This is a genomic window from Roseateles sp. GW823-FHT07B05 (assembly GCF_058794515.1).
Genome location: NZ_JBXAGX010000002.1, coordinates 1 through 25014, shown reverse-complemented (window position 1 = coordinate 25014; position 25014 = coordinate 1). Strand labels below are relative to the sequence as shown.

Genomic DNA, 25014 nt, shown 5'->3' with positions numbered 1-25014 from the left:
CAGCGGAGCCCCTGCGCCGGGTTTGCCGGCACCCGGGGCTCGCCCCCATCTCAGGGGGCCTGGTGATGATCAGGCGTCCTCGTACTCGCTGAGCGGCACGCAGGAGCAGAACAGGTTGCGGTCGCCATAGACGTTGTCCACGCGGCCCACCGGGGACCAGTACTTCTGGCGGCGCAGGCTCGGCAGCGGGAAGGCGGCCACCTCGCGGCTGTAGCCGTGCGCCCACTCGCTGGCGCTGACGACCATGGCCGTGTGCGGCGCGTTGACGAGCGGGTTGTCCTCGCGGCTGACCTTGCCGGCCTCGACGTCGGCGATCTCGTGGCGGATCTGGATCATCGCGTCGATGAAGCGGTCCAGCTCGGCGCGCGATTCGCTCTCGGTCGGCTCGACCATCAGCGTGCCGGCGACGGGGAAGCTCAGCGTCGGCGCGTGGAAGCCGTAGTCGATGAGGCGCTTTGCGACGTCCTCGGCGCTGACGCCGGAGCTGTCCTTCAGCGGGCGCAGGTCCAGGATGCACTCGTGGGCCACGCCGCCACCCTTCACGCCGTCGATGCCACCGGAGAAGTGGATGTCGTAGTGGTCGCTCAGACGCGCGGCCACGTAGTTGGCCGACAGGATGGCCACTTCGGTCGCCTTCTTCAGGCCGTCGGCGCCCATCATGCGGATGTACATCCACGAGATCGGCAGCACGGCCGCGTTGCCCAGCGGGGCGGCGGACACGGCGCCGATGTTGGTCGCCTTGCCAAGGCCCGCGGTGCGGTGCGCCGGCAGGAAGGGCACGAGGTCTTCCACCACGCAGACGGGGCCGACGCCGGGGCCGCCACCGCCGTGCGGGATGCAGAAGGTCTTGTGCAGGTTCAGGTGGCTGACGTCACCGCCGAACTCGCCAGGCGCGGCCACGCCGACCAGCGCGTTCATGTTGGCGCCGTCCACGTAGACACGGCCGCCATGCGCCTTCACCATCGAGCAGATCTCCTTCACGTGCGTGTCGAACACGCCGTACGTGGAGGGGTAGGTGATCATGATGGCGGCCAGCTTGTCGGCGTGCTGCTCGCACTTGGCCTTCAGGTCGGCCAGGTCGATGTTGCCTTCCTTGTCGCACTTGGTGACGACGACCGACATGCCGCACATCTGCGCCGACGCGGGGTTGGTGCCGTGGGCCGACTCGGGGATCAGGCAGACCGTGCGCTGGTGGTCGCCGCGCGACTCGTGCCAGGCCTTGATGGCCAGCAGGCCGGCGTACTCGCCCTGCGAACCGGCGTTGGGCTGCAGGCTGATGCCGGCGTAGCCGGTGCACTCGGTCAGCCACTGCTGCAGCAGCGTGTCCAGCTCGGTGTAGCCGGCCAGCTGGTCCTGCGGCGCGAACGGGTGCAGGTTGGCGAACTCGGGCCAGGTGATCGGGATCATCTCGGCCGTGGCGTTGAGCTTCATCGTGCACGAGCCCAGCGGGATCATGCTGCGGTCCAGCGCCAGGTCCTTGTCCGACAGGCTGCGGATGTAGCGCAGCATCTCGGTTTCGCTGTGGTGCGTGTTGAAGACCGGGTGCGTCAGGAAGGCGCTGGTGCGGCGCAGCTGCGACGGGATCAGGCTCTCGACGCCGGCCGCGAACTCGGCCACCGTCGGCACGGTGGCGCCAGCGGGCGCGAACCAGCCCCAGATCGCTTCGATGTCGGCGCGCGACGTCGTCTCGTCCAGCGCGATGCCGACATGCTGGTCGCTCAGCTTGCGCAGATTGGCCTGGGCCGCGACGGCCTTGGCCATCACGGTGGCGACATCGCACTCGACCAGCAGCGTGTCGAACACGTGCGGCGTGACGACCTTGACGCCCATGCGGGTCAGGCCGGCATGCAGGATGGCCGTGTAGCTGGCCACGCGCTCGGCGATGCGCTTCAGGCCTTGCGGGCCGTGGTAGACGGCGTACATGCTGGCCACGACGGCCGGCAGCACCTGCGCCGTGCAGATGTTGGAGGTGGCCTTCTCGCGGCGGATGTGCTGCTCGCGGGTCTGCAGCGCCAGGCGCATGGCGGTGTGGCCCTGCGCGTCCTTGCTCACGCCGACCAGGCGGCCGGGCATGGAGCGCTTGAACGCGTCCTTGCAGGCCAGGAAGGCCGCGTGCGGGCCGCCGGCGCCCATGGGCATGCCGAAGCGCTGGCTGTTGCCGACGACGATGTCGGCGCCGAACTCGCCGGGCGAGGTCAGCAGCGTCAGCGCCAGCAGGTCGGTACAGACGATGAAGGCGGCCTGCTTGGCGTGGGCCTGCTCGGTGAAGGCCTTCAGGTCATGGATGAGGCCGGTGGTGCTGGGGTATTGGCAGACGACGGCGAAGTAGTCGTGCTCGGCCATCAGCGCGGGCGCCATGCCGACCAGCACGTCGAGGCCCAGCGGCTTGCAGCGCGTCTGGATGACCTCGATGGTCTGCGGGTGCACGTCGCCGGCGACGATCAGCGTGTTGCTCTTGCTCTTGACCGAGCGCTTGGCCAGCGTGACCGCCTCGGCGGCCGATGTGGCCTCGTCCAGCATGGAGCCGTTGGCGATGTCCATGCCGGTGAGGTCGGTCACCAGCGTCTGGAAGTTCAGGATGGCTTCCATGCGGCCCTGCGAGATCTCGGCCTGGTAGGGCGTGTAGGCCGTGTACCAGGCGGGGTTCTCGAGGATGTTGCGCAGGATGACGCCTGGCGTGTGCACGCCGTAGTAGCCCTGGCCGATGAAACTCTTGTAGACCTTGTTCTTGCCGGCGATGGCCTTCAGTTCGGCCAGCGCGCCCGCCTCGGTGATGGGGGCAGGCAGCTTCATGCCTTGCGAGCGGCGGATGGCCGCGGGCACGACCGCGTCGATCAGCGCGGTGCGGCTGGCCACGCCGACGGCGGCACACATCAGGGATTCATCGACGGCATCCGGCCCGATGTGGCGGGCGTGGAATTCGGTGGCGTCTTCGAGGATGGAGAGCGGCGTCGGCATGGCGGGTCTACAGCAGGAAATTACAGGGTCTTCAGCAGGGCGTCGTAGGCGGTCGAGTCCATCAGCGCGTCGAGCTGGGCGGGGTTGCTCAGCTTGACCTTGAAGAACCAGCCAGCCTTCAGCGGGTCGGAGTTGGCCAGCGCCGGGTCGTCGCGCAGGGCTTCGTTGACCTCGGTGATCTCGCCGTCGACGGGCATGTAGACGTCGGCCGCGGCCTTGACGGATTCGACGACGCCGGCGACTTCCTTCTCGGCGTAGGTCTTGCCGACTTCGGGCAGGTCCACGAAGACCACGTCGCCCAGCGCATCCTGCGCGTGCACGGTGATGCCGACCGTCGCGGTGCCGTCACCGTGGACTTCCAGCCATTCGTGGTCGGGGGTGTATTTGATGGACATGCTCAGCCTCTGTAGTAGCGGTTGGGGGTGAAGGGGGTGGAAGAGACCACCATCGGCGTGCGCTTGTCGCGCACGATGGCGAAGACTTCGGTGCCGACGGCGGTGTGCTCCTTCGCCAGGTAGGCGAGGGCGACCGGCTGGTTGACCGTGGGGCCCAGCGTGCCGCTGGTGACGACGCCGATCTCGGTGCCGTCGGCGGCCACGATCCTGGCGCCCTCGCGCACAGGCATGCGTTCCTTGCCGACCAGGCCCACGCGCTTGCGTGCAGCGCCGTTGGCGAGTTGCTCGTCGATGACGGCCGCGCCCGGGTAGCCACCGGCACGGGCGCCACCGACGCGGCGCACCTTCTGGATGGCCCAGGTGATGGACGCTTCGACCGGCGTGGTCGTCTCGTTGATGTCGTGGCCGTACAGGCACAGGCCGGCTTCCAGGCGCAACGAATCGCGCGCGCCGAGACCAATCGGCTTGACCTCCGCATGGGCCAGCAGCTTGCGCGCCAGCGCCACGGCGTCATCCTCGTGGACGGAGATCTCGTAGCCGTCTTCGCCGGTGTAGCCGGAGCGGGTCAGGAAGGTGTCAATGCCGTCCAGCGCGAAGAAGCCGCCGGTCATGAAGGTCAGCTTGGCGACGTCGGGGTTCAGGCGGGACAACACGTCGACGGCTTGCGGGCCTTGCAGCGCCAGCAGCGCGCGCTCGGGCACGGGGATGACCTCGCAGCGACCGGCCAGATGCTTTTGCATGTGGGCGATGTCCTGGTCCTTGCAGCCGGCATTCACGACGACGAACAGGTCGTCGGGCCGCTTGCAGACCATCAGGTCGTCCAGCAGGCCGCCCTGGTCGTTCGTGAACAGCGCGTAGCGCTGCTTGAAGACGCCGAGGTCGATGATGTCGACGGGCACCAGTGTTTCCAGCGCGGCCGCGGCGTCGGCGCCCACGAGGCGCACCTGGCCCATGTGCGACACGTCGAACAGGCCGGCGGCCGCGCGCGTGTGCTTGTGCTCGGCCATCACGCCGGTGGGGTACTGCACCGGCATGTCGTAGCCGGCGAAGGGCACCATCTTGGCGCCGAGTTCGACGTGCAGGGCGTGGAGGGGCGTTTTCAGCAAAGAGGACATCAAGAGCTCCGACGGAATTCGGGTTTGGATGTCCTCGCTGTCCGGGGTACCTGAGAGATTGACCCCGGCGAATCGCCACGGGCTTGCCCCTTCGGTGGACCGGCTCGGGGGCCGGCCTCTCTCCAGTGAGGAACGCCGCCAGTGTCTGCCACCGGTGACGTTTTGTCAGTCCTTTTGCCTGAGCGTTTGGATCGAGGACCCTGCGCCTTCGGCGGCCCCCAACTGCACCGGGGCGCTCTCCTGACAGAGCCGGCATTCTAGGGTCAGTTCGGTGCGGCGCGGCGGACGATCCGCTGCGTGGTCCGCCACCAAAGCCACATCAGCCCTTGCCACACCGCCAGGCACCCCAGTGCCAGGGCCGTGACGGCGAGCGGGCCGGGCGACCAGCGATGCGAGGCCGGGCAGCAACGCCCAGCCCCGCACACGCCACGCCGTCGGCTCGCCGAACAGCGCCAGCAACTCGCCGCAGACGAACGTGGCGAGGGCAAAGCCCGCCCAGACGGCGTTGGCGATCAGCGCGGTAGCGCCCAGCGCCAGCCCAGGGGGCACGGCGTCGGAGGCGTCTGTCACCACTTCCGGCAGGACGAGTGCCATCGCTGCGACGGCCATTGCCAGCGCCGGCAGCAGGCCCACCAGCGCCGCGGCGCCCAGCCGCGCGCCGTAGGTGGCCTGCGGCATCAGTCGCCCAGGTGCCCTGACTCCAGCGCCTCGCTGTCGATGGGCATGGTCTTGCCGTCGGCGCCCTCGAAGAACAGCGGCTTGCGCGCCTTGGCGACCGGGGCAAGCTGGTTCATCGTCTTCGCGTCGAACAGCCGGCCGTTCTGCATGACCTGGGCGATGCGGTCGCTCTGGCGGATGTCGGCCAGCGGGTTGCCGTCGATGACCACCAGGTCGGCCAGCTTGCCGGGTTCGATGGAGCCCAGGTCCTTGTCGAAGCCGAAGTTGCGCGCCGGGTTGATGGTGGCCGTGCGCAGCGCCTCCATCGGCGTCATGCCGCCCAGCACGAACATCCACATCTCCCAGTGCGCGCCCAGGCCCTCGCGCTGGCCGTGCGCGCCGATGGACGTGTTGACGCCGGCGCGCGACAGGGCCGTGGCCGTGCGGGCCACGCGGATGATGTTGAAGTCTTCCTCCGGCGCCGTCTCGCGGCGCACGGAGCGCGGCTCCAGCACCGTGCGTGGCACGTAGCGGCTCAGCAGCGGGTGCTTCCAGACATCGGTGCGGGCGTACCAGTAGTGCTCGCCGTCCAGGCCGCCGTAGCCGACGTTCAGCGTCGGCGTGTAGCCCACGGCGGTCTGGCCCCAGAGCTGCTTCACGTCGTCCCACACCTCGGCCAGCGGCAGCGCGTGCTCGACGGTCGTGTGGCCGTCCACCACCATGCCCATGTTCATCTGGAACAGCGAGCCGCCCTCGGGCACCACCATCATGCCGGTCTGGCGCGCGGCCTCCAGCACCTGCTGGCGCTGGTCGCGGCGCGGCTGCTGGTAGCTTTTCACGCTGATGGCGCCTTCGGCCTTCTGGCGGTTCAGATGCGTCAGCGCGTCGTCCAGGCCGTTGATGTTGGACGTGAACGGCGTCTTGGCGCCGTACAGGATGGTGCCGGTGGAGTAGATGCGCGGGCCCAGCACGACGCCGGCACGCTGCATCTCGGCCTGCGTGAAGATGGCCGAGCTGAGGTTGCTGGGGTCGTGCAGCGTCGTCACGCCGAAGGCCAGCGACGCGAGGTTGATCCAGCTCTGCTGCGGGATGAGCCCGGAATCGTTCATCGCGCCGTGCCAGTGCGCGTCGATGAAGCCGGGCACGATGGTCTTGCCGCTGGCGTCGATGCGCTTGGCGTCGGCCGGGATGGCCACGTCCTTGCCGACCGCGACGATGCGGTTGCCGTCCACGAGCACGGTGCCGCCTTCGATGACGTCATCGCCCTTCATCGTCACGATGCGCGCGCCGGTCAGCGCGATCTTGGCCGTGGGCTTGTCGCTGGCCTGCAGGAACCCGATCTTCTGGCCGGTGGCCTTGTCCTTGCCCTGCGCGCTGGCCGTGAACAGCTCATCGCCCAGCGTGAAATGCAGGCGCTGGCTGTCGCCGCTCCAGTGCAGCGCCGAGCCGGCGTTGACCGACAGCTGCCGCACCGGCAGCGCGTCCATCTTGCCGCCCACCGTGATGGTCTTGCCGGCGCCCTGCACGGCGGGCAGCGGCGTCACATAGGCCTGGAAGCGCTCGACGAACCCCAGCCACTGGCCGTCGGGCGACACGCTGTATTCGCTGGCCACGTCGCTGCGGGCCACCTCGGTCTCGCTGCGGTCGTGCAGGTTCAGGCGGGTCAGCGAGAAGCGCTGCTCCACCTCGCTGGTGCTGCTGGTCTTCGTGAAGAACAGCTCGTCGCTCTTCGCGCCGAACTGCGGCGCGCTGCCTTCCTTGGCGATCCGCTCGGTCTTGCCGGAGCCGTCGGCCGCGGCGAGGTAGAGGCCCGTGTCCAGGCTGTGCCACGGGCTGGTCAGCCCACCGCCCTTGACCTTGCGGTAGACCACCTGCTTGCCGTCCGGCGACAGGCGCGGCTCCAGGTACTTGCCGGGTTCCTTGACGAGCACGGTCTCCTTGCCCGTGGCGACGTCCAGCCGGCGGATGGTGCCCTGGGTGTCGTCGCGCCAGGTCGCGTAGACCAGGCTCTTGCCGTCGCGTGCCCAGCTGGGCGCGAACTCGAAGGCCTCGTCCTGCCGGGTGAGCCGGCGCGGTGCGCCATCGGGCAGGTCCCTCACGTACAGCGCGCCCAGCGCCGAGTAGACGACGCGCTTGCCGTCCGGCGACACCTGCGCGCCGCGCAGCTGGCGCACGGCGAACTTGTCCGGCGCCACGTCCTGCGCAAAGCGCATGGGCTCGCGCAGCTCGCGCGTGTCCTTCACGTGGAAGGGGATCTCGGCCGCCGTGTTCTTGAACGGGTCGACGCGCCAGATCTTGCCTTCGGCCCAGACGACGATCTCCTTGCTGCCCGGCATCCACGCGAAGCTGGGGTAGACGCCCCACATCGCCCAGATCTCCTGCAGGTCGCGCGACAGGCCGCTCCACGCGGGCCGCTCGGCGCCGGTCTGCAGGTCCTTCAGGAACAGCGTGCTCTGGTTGCGCACGCGGCGCACGAACGCGAGGTACTTGCCGTCGGGCGACGGCGTGGGCCGCACGGCGCCGCCGGGGCCGGTGACGAAGGGCTCCACCGAGCCGTCGCTGAGGTCCTGGCGGAAGATCCTGTAGATCTCGCCGTTGCTGTCGCGGTTGTATTCGAAGACTCGGCCGGGCGTGGCGTCTTGCGAGTAGTACAGGTACTTGCCGTCCGGCGAGATGGCCGGCTCGCCCAGGTCCTTCTGCCAGTTGGGCTTCTCGTTGAGCTGCACGCCCTTGTTCTTGGCCGCGTCGCCGTCGACGTGGAACAGCCAGATCTCGCCCGAGCCGGCGCTGCGCGTGCCGGTGTAGTGCTTGCGCGCCAGCAGGTACTTGCCGCTGGGGTGCCAGGCGGGGTTGTTCAGCAGCCGGAAGTCTTCCTTCGTGACGGCGCGCGCACCGCTGCCGTCGACGTTCATGACCCACAGGTTGTCGCCGCCGCCGGCGTCGCTGAGGAAGGCGAGCTGCTTGCCGTCCGGCGAGAAGCGGGCCTGGTGCTCCCAGGCGATGGAGTGCGTCAGCGCCTTCGCCTCACCGCCGGTGATGGGCAGCGTGTAGAGGTCACCCAGCAGGTCGAACACGATCGTCTTGCCGTCGGGGCTGACGTCCACGCTCATCCACGTGCCCGTCGTCACGTCGATGCTGGCGGTCTTGGCGACGCCGGGTGGCGCGTTGACGTTCCAGTTGGCCGCTGCGGCGGGCTTGGGAGCTTCCTGCGCGTTGGCGGCCAGGGCGGCGGCCAGCAGCAGGGCGGGGGCGGCGTTCAGACGGGGCATGGAGCAGGTCTTGGGGAGGGCCAAAACCTTCGATGCTAGCGAAGGGCCAGTTGCCGAATCGTTCGTCACGCCCCGGCCAGGGCCAGGGCTTCGACGAGGTTCAGCGTTTGTCCCGAGGCCCAGGCGGTGGCGGCATTGCCGCGGCTCAGCTGCACCGCGGCCAGCCGGCGTGCGCGGGCCAGTTCGCGCGCTTCGCGCCGGCCCAGCGCGCCCAGGTGCTGCTGCCAGTAGCGCTCGGCGAACGCGGCCAGCTGCAGGGCCGCCTCGGGCTGGCGCAGCCGCGCCAGCGGGCGGGCAAAGCGCTGCAGCGTCAGCGCCCGCGCGTGCAGGTGCTGGCGCTGGTGGGCGATGCGCAGCGCCTGGCGGGCGGCGGCCAGCGCCGCGGCCCAGTCGCGGCGGGACTCGTGCACCATGGCCAGCGAGTACGCCGCGTCCAGCTGGCCCACGCCGTCGCCGTCGGCCTGGGCGAGACGCTGGCAGGCGGTGATCCAGCCCAGCGCCGTGTCGACGTCGCCCAGCTCGATGAGGCATTGCGCCCGGTTGCGCAGCCGCGCGGCGGCCTGGCGCGAGTGGCCCACGGCCTCCCACAGCTCCTGCGAACGGGCGTACAGCGCCTCGGCCTGGGCCGGCTGGCCGCGCGACACGGCGATGGCCGCCAGCTGCTGCCAGGCGCGCGCCTCGGTGGCGACGTCGCCGACGCGGCGGGACAGCGCGACGGCTTCCTCCAGCGGCCGCGTCTGGCCCTGCTCGCGGTTGTCGCCAGCCAGCAGCACCCAGGCGCGCCGCACCAGCGCCGGCGCGCGGGCGGCCGGGTCGGTGCCGGCCAGCTGCAGCGCGCGCTCGGCCTCGGCCAGCGCCAGGCTGCGGTCGCCGTGCGTGAAGGCCAGGTGCGCGCGCAGCTCGCGGCCGGCGGAGCAGGGCGGGCCGAGCTGCAGCAACTGCCCCAGCTGCTCCACCAGCAGGCGGTCCACGCCGTCGCTCTCCCAGCAGGGCCGCATCGCCAGCGCGAGGCGCAGCCCGGTGGCGGCATCGCCGTCGTCGGCGGCGCTGGCGATCAACGCGCGCGCCAGCTCGCGCCGTGGCGACCATGCCGTGATGGGCGCCTGCAGGCCCAGCGCGGCCGCCCAGTCGCACAGTGCGGCGCGCAGCGTGGCGCGTGCGGCGCGCTGCGCGGCGGCATCCACGCGGGCCAGCACGCCGCGGCGCAGCAGCTCCAGCAGCCGGTAGCGCGGCTCGGCGTCGCCGCCGGCCTGCACCAGCGAGTGGCCGGTCAACTCGTCCAGCAGCGCCGGCGTGCCGCCCAGCGCGGCCACGTCGTCCCAGCTGAAGGCCCCGGGCAGCGCGGCCAGGCGCTGCAGCAGCGCGCGCGGCTCGGCGCCCAGCAGCGCCAGGCTCCAGTCCAGCAGGCCGGCCACCGAGGCATGGCGCGGGGCTCGCGTGGGGCTGGCCAGCCAGCTGGGCAGGGCGTCGCCGTCGGCCTCGGTGCCGCGCCACTGCGCCAGCATCTGCGCCGGCGAGAAGCTGCGCACGCGCGCCGCGGCCAGCTCCAGCGCCAGCGGCAGGCCTTCCAGTTCGCGGATCAGCTCGGTCAGCGCGGCCTGGTTGTCGCGGCTGGCATGGAAGTCGGCACGCACGGCGCGGGCGCGGTCGATGAACAGCGCCTGCGCGGTGTCCTGCGCGTCGGACAGCGGTGCCACGTCCACCAGCGTCTCGCCGTCCAGCTCCAGCGCGTGCCGCGATGTGACCAGCAGGCACAGCGAAGGCGCCACGGCCAGCAGCCGCTGCACGGCCGCGGCGGCGACGCCCAGCGCCTGCTCCGCGTTGTCCAGCACCAGCAGCCGCAGCGCGCCCGGCTCCTGCAGCACAGCCTCGATGGCCGGCCAGCCGCCGCCGCGGTTGACGGTCAGCGCGCGCTCCAGCGCCGCCACCAGCCCGGCCTCGTCGCGCACCTCGGCCAGCGCCGCCATGCCGCAGCCCCAGGCCGCGTGGTGGAACTGCCACCAGGCCAGTTCCACGGCCAGCCGCGTCTTGCCGACGCCGCCCGGGCCCACCAGCGTCAGCAGCCGCAGCGCGGGCAGGCGCGCGGCCAGCGCCTCCAGCCGGCCGGGCGGTGCGAAGTAGCGCGTCAGGTAGCGCGGCAGGCTGGTGGCGAACCAGGGCAGGGCGGGCGCCGGCGGCACGGCGGCCGGCGCGGGCGGGCTATGCGGCGGCAGGGCGGTGGCGCGCTCGGCCAGCGCGGCCAGGCGGTGGCGCTCCTGCACCACCCAGTCGTCGAAGTGGCCCGGCAGCAGCTCGCCACCGTACAGCGCCATGCTGCGCGTGGCCTCGAAGTCCTGCACGTCGCTGCACAGCGCGCCCGGCAGCAGCGAGACCTGCAGCCGGTCGGCCTGCAGCAGCGGCGCCTCGGGCGTCTCCAGCAGTGCGCGCACGGTGGACAGCGTCTGCCGCAGCCGGTTGCGGCCGGCGTCCAGCTCGACGCCGGGCCACAGCAGCTCGATGAGCTCCTCGCGAGGGTGCTGGCGGCAGGGCTGCAGCGCCAGCCGGGCCAGCAGCAACGTGGCCGCGCGGCTGGGCAGCCGGGTCAGCTCGACGCGGCCACCGCGCTCGATCTCGAAGCCACCCAGCAGGCGCAGCCGCAGCATGCTCAGCAACTTGCGCGTGGGGCGTTTGCGGGACGAGCGCCGGGCCGCTCCCAAGCCGGCCCGGTCTGGCGATGTGCTTGCCGGTCAATCCGGCAAGCATCGCCGTCCCCTCGGGGGACCGGCCAAGGCCTGCCTTGGACGAGGGGCCCCATCTTCAAGGCCAGAGCCACCAGACGATCAGGCCGCCGAAGATCAGCCACTGCAGCCCGTAGTAGGCGAAGCGGCTCTTCGCCTTGATGCGCTTGCCCAGCAGCCGCACCTGCTGCACGTAGGCGAACAGCTTGTTGATGCCGCCGGTGCGGTCGGTGTCGCTGTTGGGGGCGGAGGCGGCGCGGATCAGCGTGTGGCTGATGAAGTGGTTGAACCAGCGGGCCACCGGGTTGTTCAGCGGCCGCTCGACGTCGCAGAACAGGATGATGCGCATCATGTCCGACTGGTTCTCGGCGTAGTGCAGATAGGTCTCGTCGAAGATGACGCCTTCGCCGTCGCGCCAGAAGTAGCGCTCGCCGTCCACCGAGATGTAGCAGCTCTCCGCGTTGGGCGTGACCAGGCCGAGGTGGTAGCGCACCGAGCCGGCGAACGGGTCGCGGTGCGTGACCAGGCGCCCGCCCGGCGGCAGCGCGGCGAACATCGCGGCCTTCACGGTCGGGATGCGCTGCAGCAGGTCGGTCGTCACGGGGCACAGCGCCTTGGCCGATGCATGCGCGTCGTCGTACCACTTCAGGTGAAAGCGCGTCCAGCCGGTCTTGAAGAAGCTGTTGAAGCCAGCGTCGTTGTACTTGTCGCTCTTCTTGATCTCGCCGGCTTCGGCGAGCTTGAAGGCCTCGGCGCGGATGTCCTGCCAGTGGTCCTGCAGCAGCTTCAGCTCCGGGAACGCCGACACCGGCAGGTAGGGCTTGGCCGGCAGCCTGGAGAACAGGTACATCAGGCAGTTGATGGGCGCCATGAAGGTGGAGTGATCCGTCAACTGTCGGAAGAACCGCAGGCGCACGCGGCCCCGGAAATGCACGTAGACCGTGCTCGCGACAAAGGCCGCGACGATGCCAAGCTTGATGTAGGGGATGTCAGTCATTTGCCGTAGAAGTCCGGCTCGCCGGGCGGCCGGGACTTGAAGCGCTTGTGCAGCCAGAAGTACTGGTGCAATTGTCGGCGGGCTTGCGCCTCGATGACGGCGTTCATGCGTGTCGCGTCGGCGACAACATCATCGGTGGGAAAGTCGTCCAGCGCCGGCTCGATGACCAGCGTGTAGCCGTCGGCCTCGCGGCGCGGGTAGCAGGGCAGCACCGCCGCCTTCGTCACCGCCGCCATGCGCGACAGCCCGCCGATGGTGGCCGCCGGCACGCCGAAGAACGGCACGAACACCGAGTCGCGGGCGCCGAAGTCCTGGTCGGGCAGGTAGTAGAGGCGGTAGCCGTCCTTCAGCGCGCGCAGCGTGGGCCGCGTGCCCTGCTGGCGCGCAAAGATGATGCCGGTGCCGAAACGCAGCCGCTTGGCGCGGAAGAAGGCGTCCAGCCATGGGTCCTTCTGCACCGAGTAGATGCTGACGACGGGCGTCTCCAGCGAGATGCGCAGGCCGGCCAGGTCCAGCCCGGTGAAGTGCGGCATCATCAGGATGACGTTGCGGCCGTCCAGCGCGCGCAGGTGCTCCAGCCCCTCGATGCGCATCAGCCGTTTGAGCCGCTCGGGCGACGCGAACCAGCAGTAGCCGTACTCCAGCAGCATCTGCACCATGGCCACGAAATGCCGGCGCAGCAGTGCGCGGCGGGCGGCGGGCGTCCAGTCGGGCAGCACCAGCTTCAGGTTCACGTCGCCGATGCGGCGGCGCGACGTCGGCAGCGCGTGGATCAGGCTGCCGATGGCCCAGCCCAGCGCCGAGATCGCGCGAAACGGCAGCCAGCTCAGCAGCCACACCAGGCCCACGAGCAGCTTCACGCCCACGGCGCCACCTCAAGAAAATCCAACAACGCCATCGACAGGCCCCATCTTGTTCTGGGGCGGCATCGTAGTGGCTGCGCCGCGCCGCCGGCTGACGAGCCCTCGCAAAGGCCTGCCGCCGCACCCGGGCGCCCGGCCATCAGAGCTCGTCGAGGCCGTCGCGCACGGGCAGCGGCAGGTGCGGCGCGAACACCCAGTCGCCGCCGTCGGCCCGGCCGCGCGCCACGCGCTGGCTCTCGCCGGTGGCCGACTGGCCGCTGCAGGCATGGAAGGCCTCCCAGCGCACGGCGTAGTGCAACGCCACGCCGGTGGCGCCGGCCAGCACGGCGGTCACGCGCACGGCGGTCACCTGGGCCAGCTCGTCGTGCTCGCTGACGTCCAGGTCCAGCGCGGGCAGGAAGCCAGCATCGGCCAGGCGGGCTTTGAAGAACCGTTGCAGGTCCTGGCCGGCGGCAGGGATGGGCACGCGAAGGGTGTCGTGCATGGACGATGTGTCGGTGCCGTGGCGGGTCATGCCCGGGCCAGCTTCAAGCGCAGCACGGGCCCGCCGTCGTCGATGCGGACATGGGATGCCGCGTCGAACCCGGCGGCAGCCAGCGCCTGTGCGAGCGGTGCCGCGGACGCGGCCTGCCGGCCGATGTGCGCCTCGGCGTCGGGGCCGAGGAAGGACAGGTAGATGGTCTGGCGCGGCAGCAGCGCGGCGAGGTGGCTGCGCCAGGCGGCGCCCAGCCGGGCCTCGGCGGCGGCCGGGTCGCGGCGGTAGAAGCGGGCGCCCAGCGCCTGCCAGACGGGCGACGTGCCGGCGTCGTCGCGCCAGCCCGGCAGTTCGACGACGAGCTGGTCGCCGCGGTCCGTATGGGCGGCGGCATGCGCCACGGCGGCGGCGACGAGGCGAGACAGCGCGTCGGGCTGCGCGGCAGCGTGGACTTGCACGTCGCACAGCTCGGCCTGGCCGGTCAGGTCGTTGCCGAGCAGCAGCGTGGTTTGCACGCGGAACAGGCCCAGCTCCTGCGCCGCATGCACGATGCGCCCGACGTGGAAGTGGTAGCGCGGCAGCGCCAGGCCCAGCCGCGGCACGAAGCGCAGCGAGGCCGAGCCGTCAGCCAGCGCCAGGCGTTCGCCGTCGGCCTCGGGGGTGACGAGCAACTTGTCGGTCATGCGGCGTCTCCCGGCTGCAGCGGCGTGGCCAGCAGGCGTTCGCCGGCACGGGCGCCCAGCGCGGCCGCGTCGTCGCTGCCCAGCGTGTCGCCCACGTCGGCCAGCACGGCGGCGAAGCCGGCTCGCGACGGCCGCACCAGCAGGTGAGGGCGCCGCGGCCCGCTGCCGGCACCGGGCTGCACCAGCAGCTCGCGCGCATGGCGCACGCTGCGCAGCGACGCCAGCGGCGCCTCCACCGTGGGGCCGCCGTCGAAGATGTCGACGTAGGTGTCGGCGTCGAAACCCTCGTCCTGCAGGATGGAGAACGGCAGTTCGCCCACCGGGTGCAGCTGGCCGATGGCGCATTGCGCGGCCTCGGGCAGCAGCGCGACGTAGACGGGCGAGGGGGGCATCAGGTCGGCGATGCAGGCACGGCTGCGGCCGCCGATGACGGCCTCGGCCTCGGCGTAGCTCATGCCGAAGAAGCGCCGGCCGACGGCGTCCCAGAACGGGCTCTGCCCGGCGCCGTCGGTCACGCCGGGGCTCTCGGCGGCGATGCGCTCGGAGAAGCGTTCCGCGTTGGCCTGGATGAACAGCAGCCGCGCGCGCGACAGCAGCTGCGCGGCGGGGCCCGGCTCATAGGCGGGGTCGAGGAAGAACGACGTCAGCAGCGTGGCGCCGGTCAGGTCGTGGCACAGGTGCAGCGTGTGCATGCGCTGCGTGACGCCCAGCGCCGCGCTGGCGTGCACGACGAACTCGTTGCGGTAGCTGTAGAAGCGGTCGAAGAAGCCGGCGCTGGCGGCGATGCCGGAGCAGCCGACGATTCGCCCCGCGTCCTCCAGCACGAAGAGATAGGTCTCCTCGCCGCTGGCGTCGTCGGGGCTGGCGAAGGATTGCAGCGAGGCGGCGATGCGCGCGCGCAGCTTGGCCTCGTCGTTGGGCAGCGAACTGATGCCGTCGTGGCTGGCGGCGGCCATGCGCACGAGGTCGGGCAGGTCGGCCGCTGCCACCGGGCGCAGCAGCAAGGGGGTCATGACAGGTCTCCCGTTGGAGTGCCGTGGCGCCAGGCGAGGGCGCGCTGGCTGCGCTCATCGCGTGGCGTGTGGCCGAAATGGGTCTTGTAGGCGTTCGAGAAATGCGGCCCCGACGAGAAGCCGCAGGACAGGCCGACCTGCAGGATGGACTGCGAGCTCTGCTGCAGCAGCCGCCGCGCGCGGGCCAGGCGCAGCTCCAGGTAGTGGCGCGAGGGCAGGCTGTCCAGGTGCTGCTTGAACAGCCGCTCCAGCTGGCGGCGCGACACGCCCACCAGCCGCGCCACCTCGTCGGTGGGCAGCGGCTCGGCGAGGTTGGCCTCCATCAGCGACAGCGCCTCGGCCAGCTTGGGGCTGCCGGCGCCGCGGCGCTCGCTGTAGCCGGCGCGCTGGCGTTCGTCGCGCGGGCGCAGTGCCCGCTGGCCCAGCGCGTGGATGAGCTCCTGGCCGAAGCGCTCGCCGTGGCGCGTGGCCAGCCAGGCGCAGCACAGGTCCACGCTGGCCGTGCCGCCCGCACAGCTGAGGCGTGGCGGCGTGGCGGTGAGCTCCCACAGGCCGTTGGCCCAGGCGACGCCCGGGTGGTCTTCGGCCAGGCCGTCCAGCAGCGCCCAGTCGGCGCAGGCGCGCTGGCCGTCCAGCAGGCCGGCGGCGGCCAACCAGGCCGCGCCGGCATCCACGCCGCCCAGCGCCACGCCGGCCTCGGCGCAGCGGCGCAGCCAGGCGGTGGTGGCGGCGTCGGGCTGGGTCACGTCGGTGGCGATGACGAAGACGGCCAGCCAGTCGGTCGCGCCCGTCGCCTGCACCGGCAGCGGCGGGCCGCCGTTGCCGGGTACCGCGGCGTCGTCGCTGCCCAGGCACTCGGCGCGGTAGACGGCCTCGTCCTGCAGCGCGTTGGCGGCCTGCAGGCCGTCCAGCAGCCCGCCAAGCGCCAGCATCGAGAAGCCGGGCACCAGCAGCAGGCCGACGCGGTGGACGGGGGCGGTGGACATGGCCGCGATGATCTCAGCTATTGATGGGCCGAGCGCCGGGCCGCCCCAAGCCGGCCCTGTTGGCGATGTGCTCGCGGCTCGATGCCGCGTGCATCGCCGTCCCCCGGGGGACCGACTGGGCTCGCCGGCGTGCAGCCGGTGCGAGACCAGGCGAGGGGCCTGCAGTCCTCACTGCCAGCTCATGAGCGCGGGTGGTGCCAAGAGCGCCAGCGCCATGACGAGATAGATCGCCTGCAGCGGCAGCATCCAGCGCACCCAGGTGCCGAAGCGCACGCCGGCCAGCGCCAGCACGCCGACGGTGATGCCCGAGGTCGGGATGATGGGCGTCGTCAGCTCGCCGAACTGGAAGGCCAGCACGGCCGTCTGGCGCGTGATCCCGACGAGGTCGGCCAGCGGCGCCATCAGCGGCATCGTCAGCGCGGCCTGGCCGGTGCCGGAGTGGATGAAGAAGTTGATGACCGACTGGATGGCGAACATCTTCTGCGCGGCGAGCACGGGGCTGTCGGACGCCACCCACGGCGCCAGCGCGTTCAGCAGCGTGGCGATGACCTGGCCGTCGCGCATCAGGATGACGGTGCCCTTGGCCAGCGCGATGACAAGGGCCGTGCCGACCAGATCTTTCGCGCCGTGCAGGAAGGCGGCAATGAACTCGTCCGCCGACAGCCGCGCGACGACGCCGACGGCCACGGCCATGACGAGGAAGAGGGCGGCGATCTCCTCGATGTACCAGCCGAAGCGCACGACGCCGAAGATCATGCCGCCCAGCGTGGCCGCGAACAGCCACAGCACCACTCGGTGGCGGGCGGTCATGCCGGCGAAGCTCTCGAAGCCGCTGAGGTCCAGCGTGGCGCGGCGCTGCTGGTCCAGCGCGTAGGTGGGGCTGAGCGTCGGGTCACGCCGGATGCGCGCGGCCCACCACATCAGGAAGGCGATGGTGACGCCGGTGGCGACGGCCCAGCACAGCGCGCGGTAGCCCAGGCCCGAGAACATCGGCACGCCGGCAATGCCCTGCGCCACGCCGACGTTGAAGGGGTTCAGGAAGGCCGTCGCGAAGCCCACCTGCGAGCCGACGAACGGGATGGCCACGCCGGTCAGCGTGTCCAGCCGCAGCGCCAGCGCCAGCGGGATGAAGATCAGCACGAAGGGGATGGCCTCCTCGGCCATGCCGAAGCTGGCGCCGCCCAGCGCGAACAAGCCGACGAAGACCGGGATGACCGCCGCACGCACCCACGCCGAGCGGCTGTGCGCCTTGGCCACGGCCTTGATCATGGCGTCGATGGCCTCGGTCTTCTGCAGCACCGCGAACGCGCCGCCGACGATGAGCACGAAGCCGATGATGAGCGCTGATTCGACGAAGCCCTTGATGGGCGCCGTCAGCAGCGCCGTGAGGCCTTGCGGCCGGGCGTCGACGACGTGATAGCTGCCGGCGACGATGACCTGCTTGCCATCGACCAGCGCGGTCTCGAAGCGGCCGCCGGGCACGACCCAGGTGGCCAGCGCGATCAGCGTCAGCAGGGCGAACAGCAGCACATAGGTGTTGGGCAGGCGCAGTTTCATGGGGAGGCTATTTCTTTGTTATTCCGCGCGCTGGATTCGCGGGCCGAGCGCCGGGCCGCTCCCAAGCCGGACCGCAAGGGCGATGTGCCTGGCGGTCGATCCGCCAGGCATCGCCGTCCCCGCGGGGGACCGGCCAAGGTAGTCCTTGGACGAGGGGCTCATAGCGACAGCAGCTTGCCGCTGCGAAAGGGCACGGCGCCGGCGATCTTGGCGAGGCGCATGCCGCGTGTCGCGTAGCGACGCGACGTGCGCGCGAAGCAGCGGCCACTGACGCTGGCGTGCAGTTCGGTGCGCGCGTCGGTCAGCGGGTCGATGATCTCGGCCACCAGCTCGCCGGCCTCCACCCAGTCGCCCGGCGCCTTGGCGAAGACGAGGATGCCGGGCACTGGCGCCGTCAGCGGCTCCACGCCTTCGAGCGGCGTGGCCTCGCAGCCCGCGGGCGGCGGCGGCGCAGTGCCGGTGACATGCCCCAGGCGCTGCAGGAAGGCGATCAGCGCGTCGGCGTCATGCTCGGCCAGTTCGTGGCTGACGTCGGTCTCGCCGCGCAGCTCCACGGTCGCGGCCAGGCAGCCGTGCGGGTCGATGGGGTGCTGCGGCCCGAAGTGCGCGGCCAGCTCCCACCAGACGCGGCTGGCGCACTCGTCGAACGGTTCGTCGCCGGACACCTCGCTCGTCAGCAGTGCCTGCGCGCCCAGGTAGGCAGCCAGCGGTGCGAACGCCGCGGCCTGCGCCGTGCCCGTGTAGAGGTGCATGACGGCCTGGTTGTCGCAGTGCAGGTCCAGCACGAGGTCGGCGTCGTGGGCCAGCGTCTGCAGCAGATGCTTCAGCGCCTCGGTCTCGGTGGTGGGCTGCCAGACCGCGAGCAGCTCGCGGCTGGCGCTGCGGATTGCGCGGGCGTTGTGGGCCGCGTCGGGGCCGAGCCGGCCCGGCAGGCGCGCGATCAGCGCCGGCGTCAGGTGGCGGAACTGGCGGTTGAAGTTGGTGCCGCTGCCGAGGTCGAAGCGGCCCAGCGCCGAGCCCTGCAGGTCTTGCGCGAGGCCGATGGGGTTGGCCATGGGCACCAGCACGATCTCGCCGGCAATGGCGCCTTGCTCGTCGAGCGCGGCCAGGCGCGCCATCAGCGCCTGCGCCACCAGCAGCGGCGGCACTTCGTCGGCATGCAGTGCGGCCTGCAGATAGGCCTTGCGGCCGGAGGTGCCGCGGCCGAAATGCAGGCTGCGCAGGCGGCGCGTGGTGCCGGCGCTGGCGGCCGGCAGGTCGTGGAACTGGGTGTGCATGGTCAGTTCGCCAGTGGCGTGGTCAAGGGCTGCGCCACGCGCACGGGAATCACGTCCAGCCGGGCCTTCAGCACGGTGTAGTCCTCGCCGCCGAGGGCGCCGCTGAACCAGCCGGCAAGACCCGGCCCGCGGTAGAGCCGGAACTCGTAGCCGACGTCGGGTGAGAGGTCGCCGGGGCGCGGCTTCACGCGGTAGGCCAGGCCGCGCACTTCCGGCGCGGGGCTGTCCAGCAGCTGGGCCATCGCGCTGACGATGCTGCCGTCGCCGAGGATGTCCAGCACATAGCCGTCGCTGGGCAGGTGGGGCTTGTAGTCGCTGGCCGTGGGGTCGATGCGGGCCTCGCGCAGCTTGTGCGGTGCGGGCGTGGTGATGCCGCTGGCGAGGTCGTGGCGGTCGCCGCGGTCCAGGTAGCTCAGCAGCGCGCCGCGCAGGTTGAAGGCAGGCAGCTTGGCGTCGGACGCGGCTTCGGACAGGTCCACCAGCAGCGCACCGCGCGCGCCGATGACCTCGACGGACGAGCCCTTGATGACGGCGGCCGAGTTCTCCTCGATGCCCAGCCCCAGCGTGTAGCCGAAGGCGCGCATGGCGGGCAGCATGCGGCCGATGCGGCCGCGCTTCAGGAAGTGCTGGTCGATGAACAGGTCGGGCCCGACGAAGCCGAGGCCGCGGTCGTACTCCTTGCCCTCGCGCCACAGGCCCTTGAGGATCTGCAGGTTGTCCTGCGCGTCGCGGAACATCATGCGGCTCATCACCGCGGCGCCCGCGCTGGTGCCGGCAATGACGCCGCCACCGGCCTTCACGCCGCGGATGGCCTTCAGCATCGCCGTGGGCTGGCCGCCGGGCAGCAGCGTGTCGACGATGAGCTCCTGCGCGCCGCCGGAGAAAAACACGCCGCTCGATGCGGCGACCTTGGCGATCAGCGCGGGGTCGTCGAGGTTGGCTTGCAGGTCCGCGCTCGCCAGCCGCGGCGCGACAGGGATGGCCTCGGCGCGCGCGCCGCGCTGGTTCAGCGCCGTGACGATCTGCGCCGCGCTGCGCTCGGGGTTGGCCGCCGCCGTCGCGAAGACGGCGATGCGCGCACCGGCGCCGCCGGCCTCGTCGACGACGCGCTGCCAGACCGCGTCGTTGTCGAACTTGAGTGCGCCGCCGATGACGATGGCGGTGCCTTGGGCCTGTGCGGGTGCAGACAACAGCAGCACCGTGGCGGCCAGAAAGGTGGACAGGAGACTTCGCATGGCGGTCATCCTGTCAGCGCGCCTCCCGTCTCGACAGCGGGTTGCACCTCACAGGGGCGGAGCACGCAATTCCATGTCGCATCTGCGCAAGAAGCCGGTGCGGGCGTGGTGCCGATGCCAAGTGCGATTGCGGTGAAGCGACGCGCATTTGCATGCAAGCGACCTGCGCGCCCAAACCCCATAGGCAACGGCAGGAGGCCCTCCCTAACCTGATCGGCGTTCGCTCCACCCATCCCAAGAACACCGAGGCCTTCATGACCCCAGCCCGCTCCTTCTCCCTGCACACGCTGGCGCACGCTGCGTTGCTCACCGTCACCGCGCTCACTGCGCATGCCCAGGAACAGAAGCTCGAACGCGTGGAGGTCACCGGCTCCAGCATCAAGCGTATCGACGGCGAGGCCGCGCTGCCGGTCGATGTCATCAAGCGCGCCGACATCGACAAGTCCGGCGTGACGACCGCGGCCGAGCTGCTGCAGAAGATCACGTCCAACGTCGGCGGCCTGACCGATGGCGCCAGCGTGACGGACCAGACCGGCGGCCAGCGCGGCTTCAACGGCGCCAACCTGCGCGGCCTGGGCGTGTCCAGCACGCTGGTGCTGCTGAACGGCCGCCGCCTGGCCAACTTCGCGTCGCCCGGCGACAACGCCGGCGTCGACTTGAACAACATTCCCGCCGGCGCGATCCAGCGCGTGGAAGTGCTGAAGGACGGCGCCTCCGCCATCTACGGCACCGACGCGATGGGCGGCGTCATCAACTTCATCACGCGCAAGGATTACCAGGGCGCGGACCTCAGCGTCTACACGTCCCGAACAGGTGAGGGCGGTGGCGGCAAGACGGCGTTCTCCGCCGCCGGTGGCTTCGGCGACCTGAGCCGCGACCGCTTCAACGTGTTCGCCGCACTGGACGTGCAGCAGCTAGACGCGCTGGATGCCAGCCAGCGCAGCTTCATCCAGGAGTACAGCCTGCCGACGCGGCTGCCGCCGCAGACGTCCAGCAACAGCTTCCCGGCCAACGTCGACCTCACTTCGGCGCAGCTGGCCGCGCTGAATGCCTTCGTGCTGGCCAACCCGACCACGGCGATCAAGGGTTCCAACGCCAACGGCACGTGGAACCCGGGCGGCGTCAACTCAGGCTCGCGCCGCGTGAACTTCGGCAAGGCCTCGTGCACCGGCGGCCTCAACCCGAACTCCGTGCAGCCGCTGGGGCTGGGCGGCCGCGAAGGCTGCTCGTACGACTACGTGGCGGGCTCGGAGATCTACCCGAAGTCCGACAAGGCCAGCGTCGTTGGCCGCGCGACCTTCCAGGTGGCGGAGGACCACCAGGTCTTCATCGAGGCGCTGTTCGCCAAGACCGACACCGACTACTCCGCCTCGCCGGCCACGGCGCGCTTTCGTACGTCGTCGGGCATCACGCTGCCGGCCTCGCTGCAGGCCGTCACCGGCGTCACGGGCCCGGTGGACTTCCGCTTCCGCCTGGAAGACGCGGGCAAGCGCGTCAGCCGCGTGCAGAGCGAGGCCCGCCGCCTCGTGGCCGGCGCCGTGGGCCGCTTCGGCGAGTGGGATTACGACTCCGCGCTGAACCACAGCGTCAACAAGGCCACCGACACCAATCTCGACGGCTGGGTGTCGCTGACCAAGCTGGAGGCGGGCATCAAGGCCGGCCAGTACAACCCGTTCCAGCGCGCCACCGACGCGACGGCCGGGCGAGCGTTCATGAATTCCATCCGCATCGACGGCGCCGCGCGCATCGCCGAGGGCAGCAGCACCAGCGTCGACGGCAAGCTGACCCGCGCGCTGGCCGCACTGGGCGGTGGCGACCTGATGCTGGCCGTGGGCGCCGAGCTGCGCCGCGAGAAGCTGCAGTTCCATGCCACCGACGCGCTCAAGGGCAACGACGTCAACAACGACCGCTCCAGTTCCGGCCCGCTGCTGGCCGACACGAATCACCACCGCGACGTGACCGGCGTGTTCGCCGAGCTGAGCGCGCCGTTCACGAAGCAGTGGGAAGGCCAGTTCGCGATTCGCCACGACCGCTACGACGGCATCGACGACGAGGCCACCAAGACGACGTCGCCCAAGCTGAGCACCACCAATCCCAAGGTCGGCCTGAGCTTCCGCCCCGACCGCGCGCTGCTGGCGCGTGCGTCGTACGGCACGGGCTTCCGGGCACCGACGGTGTCGGAGCTGTTCCGGCCGGTGCGCAACGGCATCACGGCCAGCTTCGTGAAGGACCCTGTGTCTGGCGAAGTCGCGCAGATGGCGGTGGACCGCTACGCCAACGCGGCGCTCAAGCCCGAGAAGAGCCGGCAGTTCAACATCGGCCTGGTGTTCGAGCCGAACAAGAATTGGAACGGCAGCGTCGACTACTGGGCCATCCGCAAGACCGACATCATTTCGGAGATCGGCGAGGAGACCATCTTCACGAACCCGGTCTACTACAACGACCCAACCATCGTGAAGCGCTTCTCCGACGGCTTCGTCGACACCGTGACGGTGAAGAAGGAGAACCGCGGCAAGCTGAACACGGCCGGCCTGGACGTCGCCTTGTCGTGGCGCGGCGAGGCCACCGAGTTCGGCCGCATCGGCGCCAGTCTGGCCGGCACGCTGGTCACCGAATACAAGTTCAACACCGACCCGCGCTCGCCGATGGTCAGCGGCCTGGCCAGATTCCGCGACGACAAGGCGGTGCAGCGCTGGCGCCACAAGCTGTCGGTGGATTGGGACTACGGGCCCGTCGGCCTGACGGTGGCCCACAACTACCTGTCCGGCTACACCGACCAGAACACGCCCGGCCTGGCCGCGCCCGAGTGGAACGACCGCGACGTGAAGTCGTATTCGCTGTGGGACCTGACCGCCAGCTGGCGCATCATGCCGGCGCTGCGCCTGCGTGCCGGCGTGCTGAACCTGGCCGACACGGCGCCGCCGTTCACCAACCAGTCGCGCTATTTCCAGGTGACCTGGGACCCGACCTACGGCGACCCGCGCGGTCGCAGCTACTTCGCGAGCCTGAGCTACCAGCTCCGCTGAGCGGGCGGGCCCGGCGACGAGGCGCCAGCGTCGGGCTGGCGCCTTTTCGTCGTTCTCGGCGTTGCTGCAGGCGGTGAGCGTTGTGCGTGGCGGGCTGATGTTGACTGTGCGCAACCCTCCGACCTCTAAGTTATTGATTTCATTGGATGTTGGATCTCTGCGTCACCAAGTTGCCTTCCCCAACACGGAAAGGCAAGTCAGCGATGGTGGCGCCGAACGCTGTCAAGTCTGCGTTCAAGACACCTGTGGCAGGCAAGTTCGCGCCATGGCGCCAGCGGTTCCTTGGCATTGGTCAGAGCTTCACCCAGGGGCAGGATGGCACGGGCGTAGGTCTTCGAGGCCGACGCAGACCAAGCAAGACGCGACCATGTTCGAGCGGTCGACGGTAGCCGGCGCTCTGGCGGGCTAGGCGTGCGGTCAAGCTCACGCCTATCGTGGATGCCACGGCGGTCGACAATGACGGCAGCATCAACTACACGAGCATCGATCAGATCGCATGTCACGAGCAAAGGACATCTTCGAAAAGTTGCGCAGCCAGGGTCTGGCGGCGCTGGACGACCTCATCGCTGACCGGGAGCCCGAGTCGCTGTTCCTGGACTTCAAGCGTTCGCCCGACGACGGCACGTCGAGGACTCTTGCCGACGAAGACAGCAAGAATCTGTGCAAGGCGATTTCCGGTTTTGCGAACTCTTCCGGCGGCGTGATCGTGTGGGGCGTGGACTGCCGGCGCGATGCGTCGGGCAACGAAGTGGCTTTCAAGATGCCGGTGGCGGACGCTCACGGCTTCAACACGAAGCTGCAGGGTGCAGTCTCAAGGTCCACGATCCCACCGCATCCCGGCGTGGAAATCTTGGCCATGCAAGGGGATGACGCGACGTCGAGCAGGGGCTACGTGGCCTTGCATGTTCCCCAGTCGACCTTCGGCCCTGTCCGATCGATGAAATCTAACCAGTACCACCTGAGAACTGGCTCGGTGTTGACGCTCGCGACCGACTGACCCAGGGTGCTCGTCCAATACTGACCCACTCCTGAAGGCTACCCGAGGGAGCCTGTGTCTGTGGATATCTCTGAGGTCTTGGAGTCTCCTTTCTTGCGTTGAGTGGGTCGAGCACGCGCGGCCGCGACGGCCGTGCTGCTGTGCTTGAAGCGCCATGAGTCGTTACCGCTCTCGACGATGTGGCAGTGGTGCGTGAGCCGGTCCAGCAGCGCTGTGGTCATCTTGGCGTCCCCGAAGACGCTGGCCCATTCGCCGAAGCTCAAGTTGGTCGTGATGACCACGCTGGTGTGCTCGTAGAGCTTGCTCAGCAGATGGAACAGCAGCGCCCCGCCGGCCTGGCTGAACGGCAGGTAGCCGAGCTCATCCAGGATGAGCAGGTCCACGTACATCAGCCGGTGCGCGATCTGTCCGGCCTTGCCGGCCGCCTTCTCCGCTTCCAGCGCGTTGACCAGTTCGACAGTCGACTGGAAGCGCACCCGCTTGCCGTGCCGCTGGATGGCCTCGATGCCCAGCGCCGTCGCCAGGTGCGTCTTGCCGGTGCCCGGCCCACCGATGAGCACCACGTTGTGCGCGGCCTCGGTGAACTGGGTCGTGTGCAGCTTGCGCACCAATGCCTCGTCGACTGCGCTGGCCTCGAAGTCGAAGCTCGCCAGGTCGCGGTGCGCCGGGAAGCGCGCTGCCGTCATCTGGTACGCGATGGAGCGCACGTTGCGCTCGGCCCCTTCGGCGTCCAGCAGCTGTTCGATCAGCTGCTCGGGTTCCAGCGCCGCGTGGCGGCAATGCGCTACCAGCTC

General features: G+C 70.4%; 17 protein-coding genes and 2 riboswitches. Of the genes, 2 read left to right on the top strand and 15 right to left on the bottom strand.

Annotated elements, in window-relative coordinates; translation table 11 throughout:
• Positions 1–69: 69 nt before the first annotated feature.
• The 14 genes from gcvP to AC1Q7O_RS04335 all read right to left on the bottom strand — a co-directional run bounded on the left by gcvP (position 70) and on the right by AC1Q7O_RS04335 (position 20197).
• Positions 70–2958: an aminomethyl-transferring glycine dehydrogenase gene (gene gcvP, locus AC1Q7O_RS04400; protein WP_492662479.1), complete on the bottom strand. Its 2889-nt coding sequence runs from the start codon at positions 2956–2958 to the stop codon at positions 70–72.
• Between the two features lie 20 nt (positions 2959–2978).
• Positions 2979–3353, bottom strand: a complete 375-nt coding sequence (gene gcvH, locus AC1Q7O_RS04395; RefSeq protein WP_394397564.1) for a glycine cleavage system protein GcvH — start codon at positions 3351–3353, stop codon at positions 2979–2981.
• Between the two features lie 2 nt (positions 3354–3355).
• The gene (gcvT, locus tag AC1Q7O_RS04390) at positions 3356–4468 is read right to left on the bottom strand and encodes a glycine cleavage system aminomethyltransferase GcvT (protein WP_492662480.1); all 1113 of its coding nucleotides are present in this window, start codon (positions 4466–4468) and stop codon (positions 3356–3358) included.
• Between the two features lie 27 nt (positions 4469–4495).
• Positions 4496–4604, bottom strand: a riboswitch (glycine riboswitch).
• A 20-nt stretch (positions 4605–4624) separates the two neighbouring features.
• Positions 4625–4721, bottom strand: a riboswitch (glycine riboswitch).
• 424 nt (positions 4722–5145) lie between these two features.
• Entirely contained in the window at positions 5146–8394 is a 3249-nt protein-coding gene (locus AC1Q7O_RS04385) for an amidohydrolase family protein (RefSeq protein WP_492662481.1), read from the bottom strand.
• Between the two features lie 65 nt (positions 8395–8459).
• Entirely contained in the window at positions 8460–11036 is a 2577-nt protein-coding gene (locus AC1Q7O_RS04380) for an ATP-binding protein (protein ID WP_492662482.1), read from the bottom strand.
• Positions 11037–11190: 154 nt separating this feature from the next.
• On the bottom strand, positions 11191–12090 hold the full coding sequence (locus AC1Q7O_RS04375) for an aspartyl/asparaginyl beta-hydroxylase domain-containing protein (protein WP_492662493.1): 900 nt from the start codon (positions 12088–12090) through the stop codon (positions 11191–11193).
• Between the two features lie 14 nt (positions 12091–12104).
• The gene (locus AC1Q7O_RS04370) at positions 12105–12974 is read right to left on the bottom strand and encodes an LpxL/LpxP family acyltransferase (protein ID WP_492662666.1); all 870 of its coding nucleotides are present in this window, start codon (positions 12972–12974) and stop codon (positions 12105–12107) included.
• Between the two features lie 136 nt (positions 12975–13110).
• The gene (locus AC1Q7O_RS04365) at positions 13111–13485 is read right to left on the bottom strand and encodes a hypothetical protein (protein WP_492662484.1); all 375 of its coding nucleotides are present in this window, start codon (positions 13483–13485) and stop codon (positions 13111–13113) included.
• Positions 13482–14129, bottom strand: a complete 648-nt coding sequence (locus AC1Q7O_RS04360; RefSeq protein ID WP_492662485.1) for an arginine N-succinyltransferase — start codon at positions 14127–14129, stop codon at positions 13482–13484. Before AC1Q7O_RS04360 ends, AC1Q7O_RS04365 begins: the two co-directional genes overlap by 4 nt.
• Positions 14126–15142: an arginine N-succinyltransferase gene (locus AC1Q7O_RS04355; RefSeq protein ID WP_492662486.1), complete on the bottom strand. Its 1017-nt coding sequence runs from the start codon at positions 15140–15142 to the stop codon at positions 14126–14128. The genes AC1Q7O_RS04360 and AC1Q7O_RS04355 overlap by 4 nt, the downstream gene beginning before the upstream one ends.
• Entirely contained in the window at positions 15139–16128 is a 990-nt protein-coding gene (locus tag AC1Q7O_RS04350; protein WP_492662487.1) for a GlxA family transcriptional regulator, read from the bottom strand. Before AC1Q7O_RS04350 ends, AC1Q7O_RS04355 begins: the two co-directional genes overlap by 4 nt.
• 168 nt (positions 16129–16296) lie before the next feature.
• Positions 16297–17685, bottom strand: a complete 1389-nt coding sequence (locus AC1Q7O_RS04345; protein ID WP_492662488.1) for a YfcC family protein — start codon at positions 17683–17685, stop codon at positions 16297–16299.
• A gap of 158 nt (positions 17686–17843) precedes the next feature.
• Entirely contained in the window at positions 17844–18962 is a 1119-nt protein-coding gene (locus tag AC1Q7O_RS04340; RefSeq protein ID WP_492662489.1) for a M14 family metallopeptidase, read from the bottom strand.
• Between the two features lie 2 nt (positions 18963–18964).
• Positions 18965–20197: a cyanophycinase gene (locus tag AC1Q7O_RS04335; protein WP_492662490.1), complete on the bottom strand. Its 1233-nt coding sequence runs from the start codon at positions 20195–20197 to the stop codon at positions 18965–18967.
• A gap of 254 nt (positions 20198–20451) precedes the next feature.
• Between AC1Q7O_RS04335 and AC1Q7O_RS04330 the strand changes: the two genes are divergently transcribed.
• Together AC1Q7O_RS04330 and AC1Q7O_RS04325 are read left to right on the top strand one after the other, a co-directional pair.
• Entirely contained in the window at positions 20452–23223 is a 2772-nt protein-coding gene (locus AC1Q7O_RS04330) for a TonB-dependent receptor (protein WP_492662491.1), read from the top strand.
• Between the two features lie 496 nt (positions 23224–23719).
• Positions 23720–24220 (top strand): AlbA family DNA-binding domain-containing protein, encoded by a 501-nt coding sequence (locus AC1Q7O_RS04325; protein WP_492662492.1) that lies wholly within the window; start codon positions 23720–23722, stop codon positions 24218–24220.
• Between the two features lie 38 nt (positions 24221–24258).
• Here AC1Q7O_RS04325 and istB read toward each other — a convergent pair.
• The coding region (gene istB, locus AC1Q7O_RS04320; RefSeq protein ID WP_492662665.1) for an IS21-like element helper ATPase IstB at positions 24259–25014 on the bottom strand (756 nt) is incomplete at its 5' end.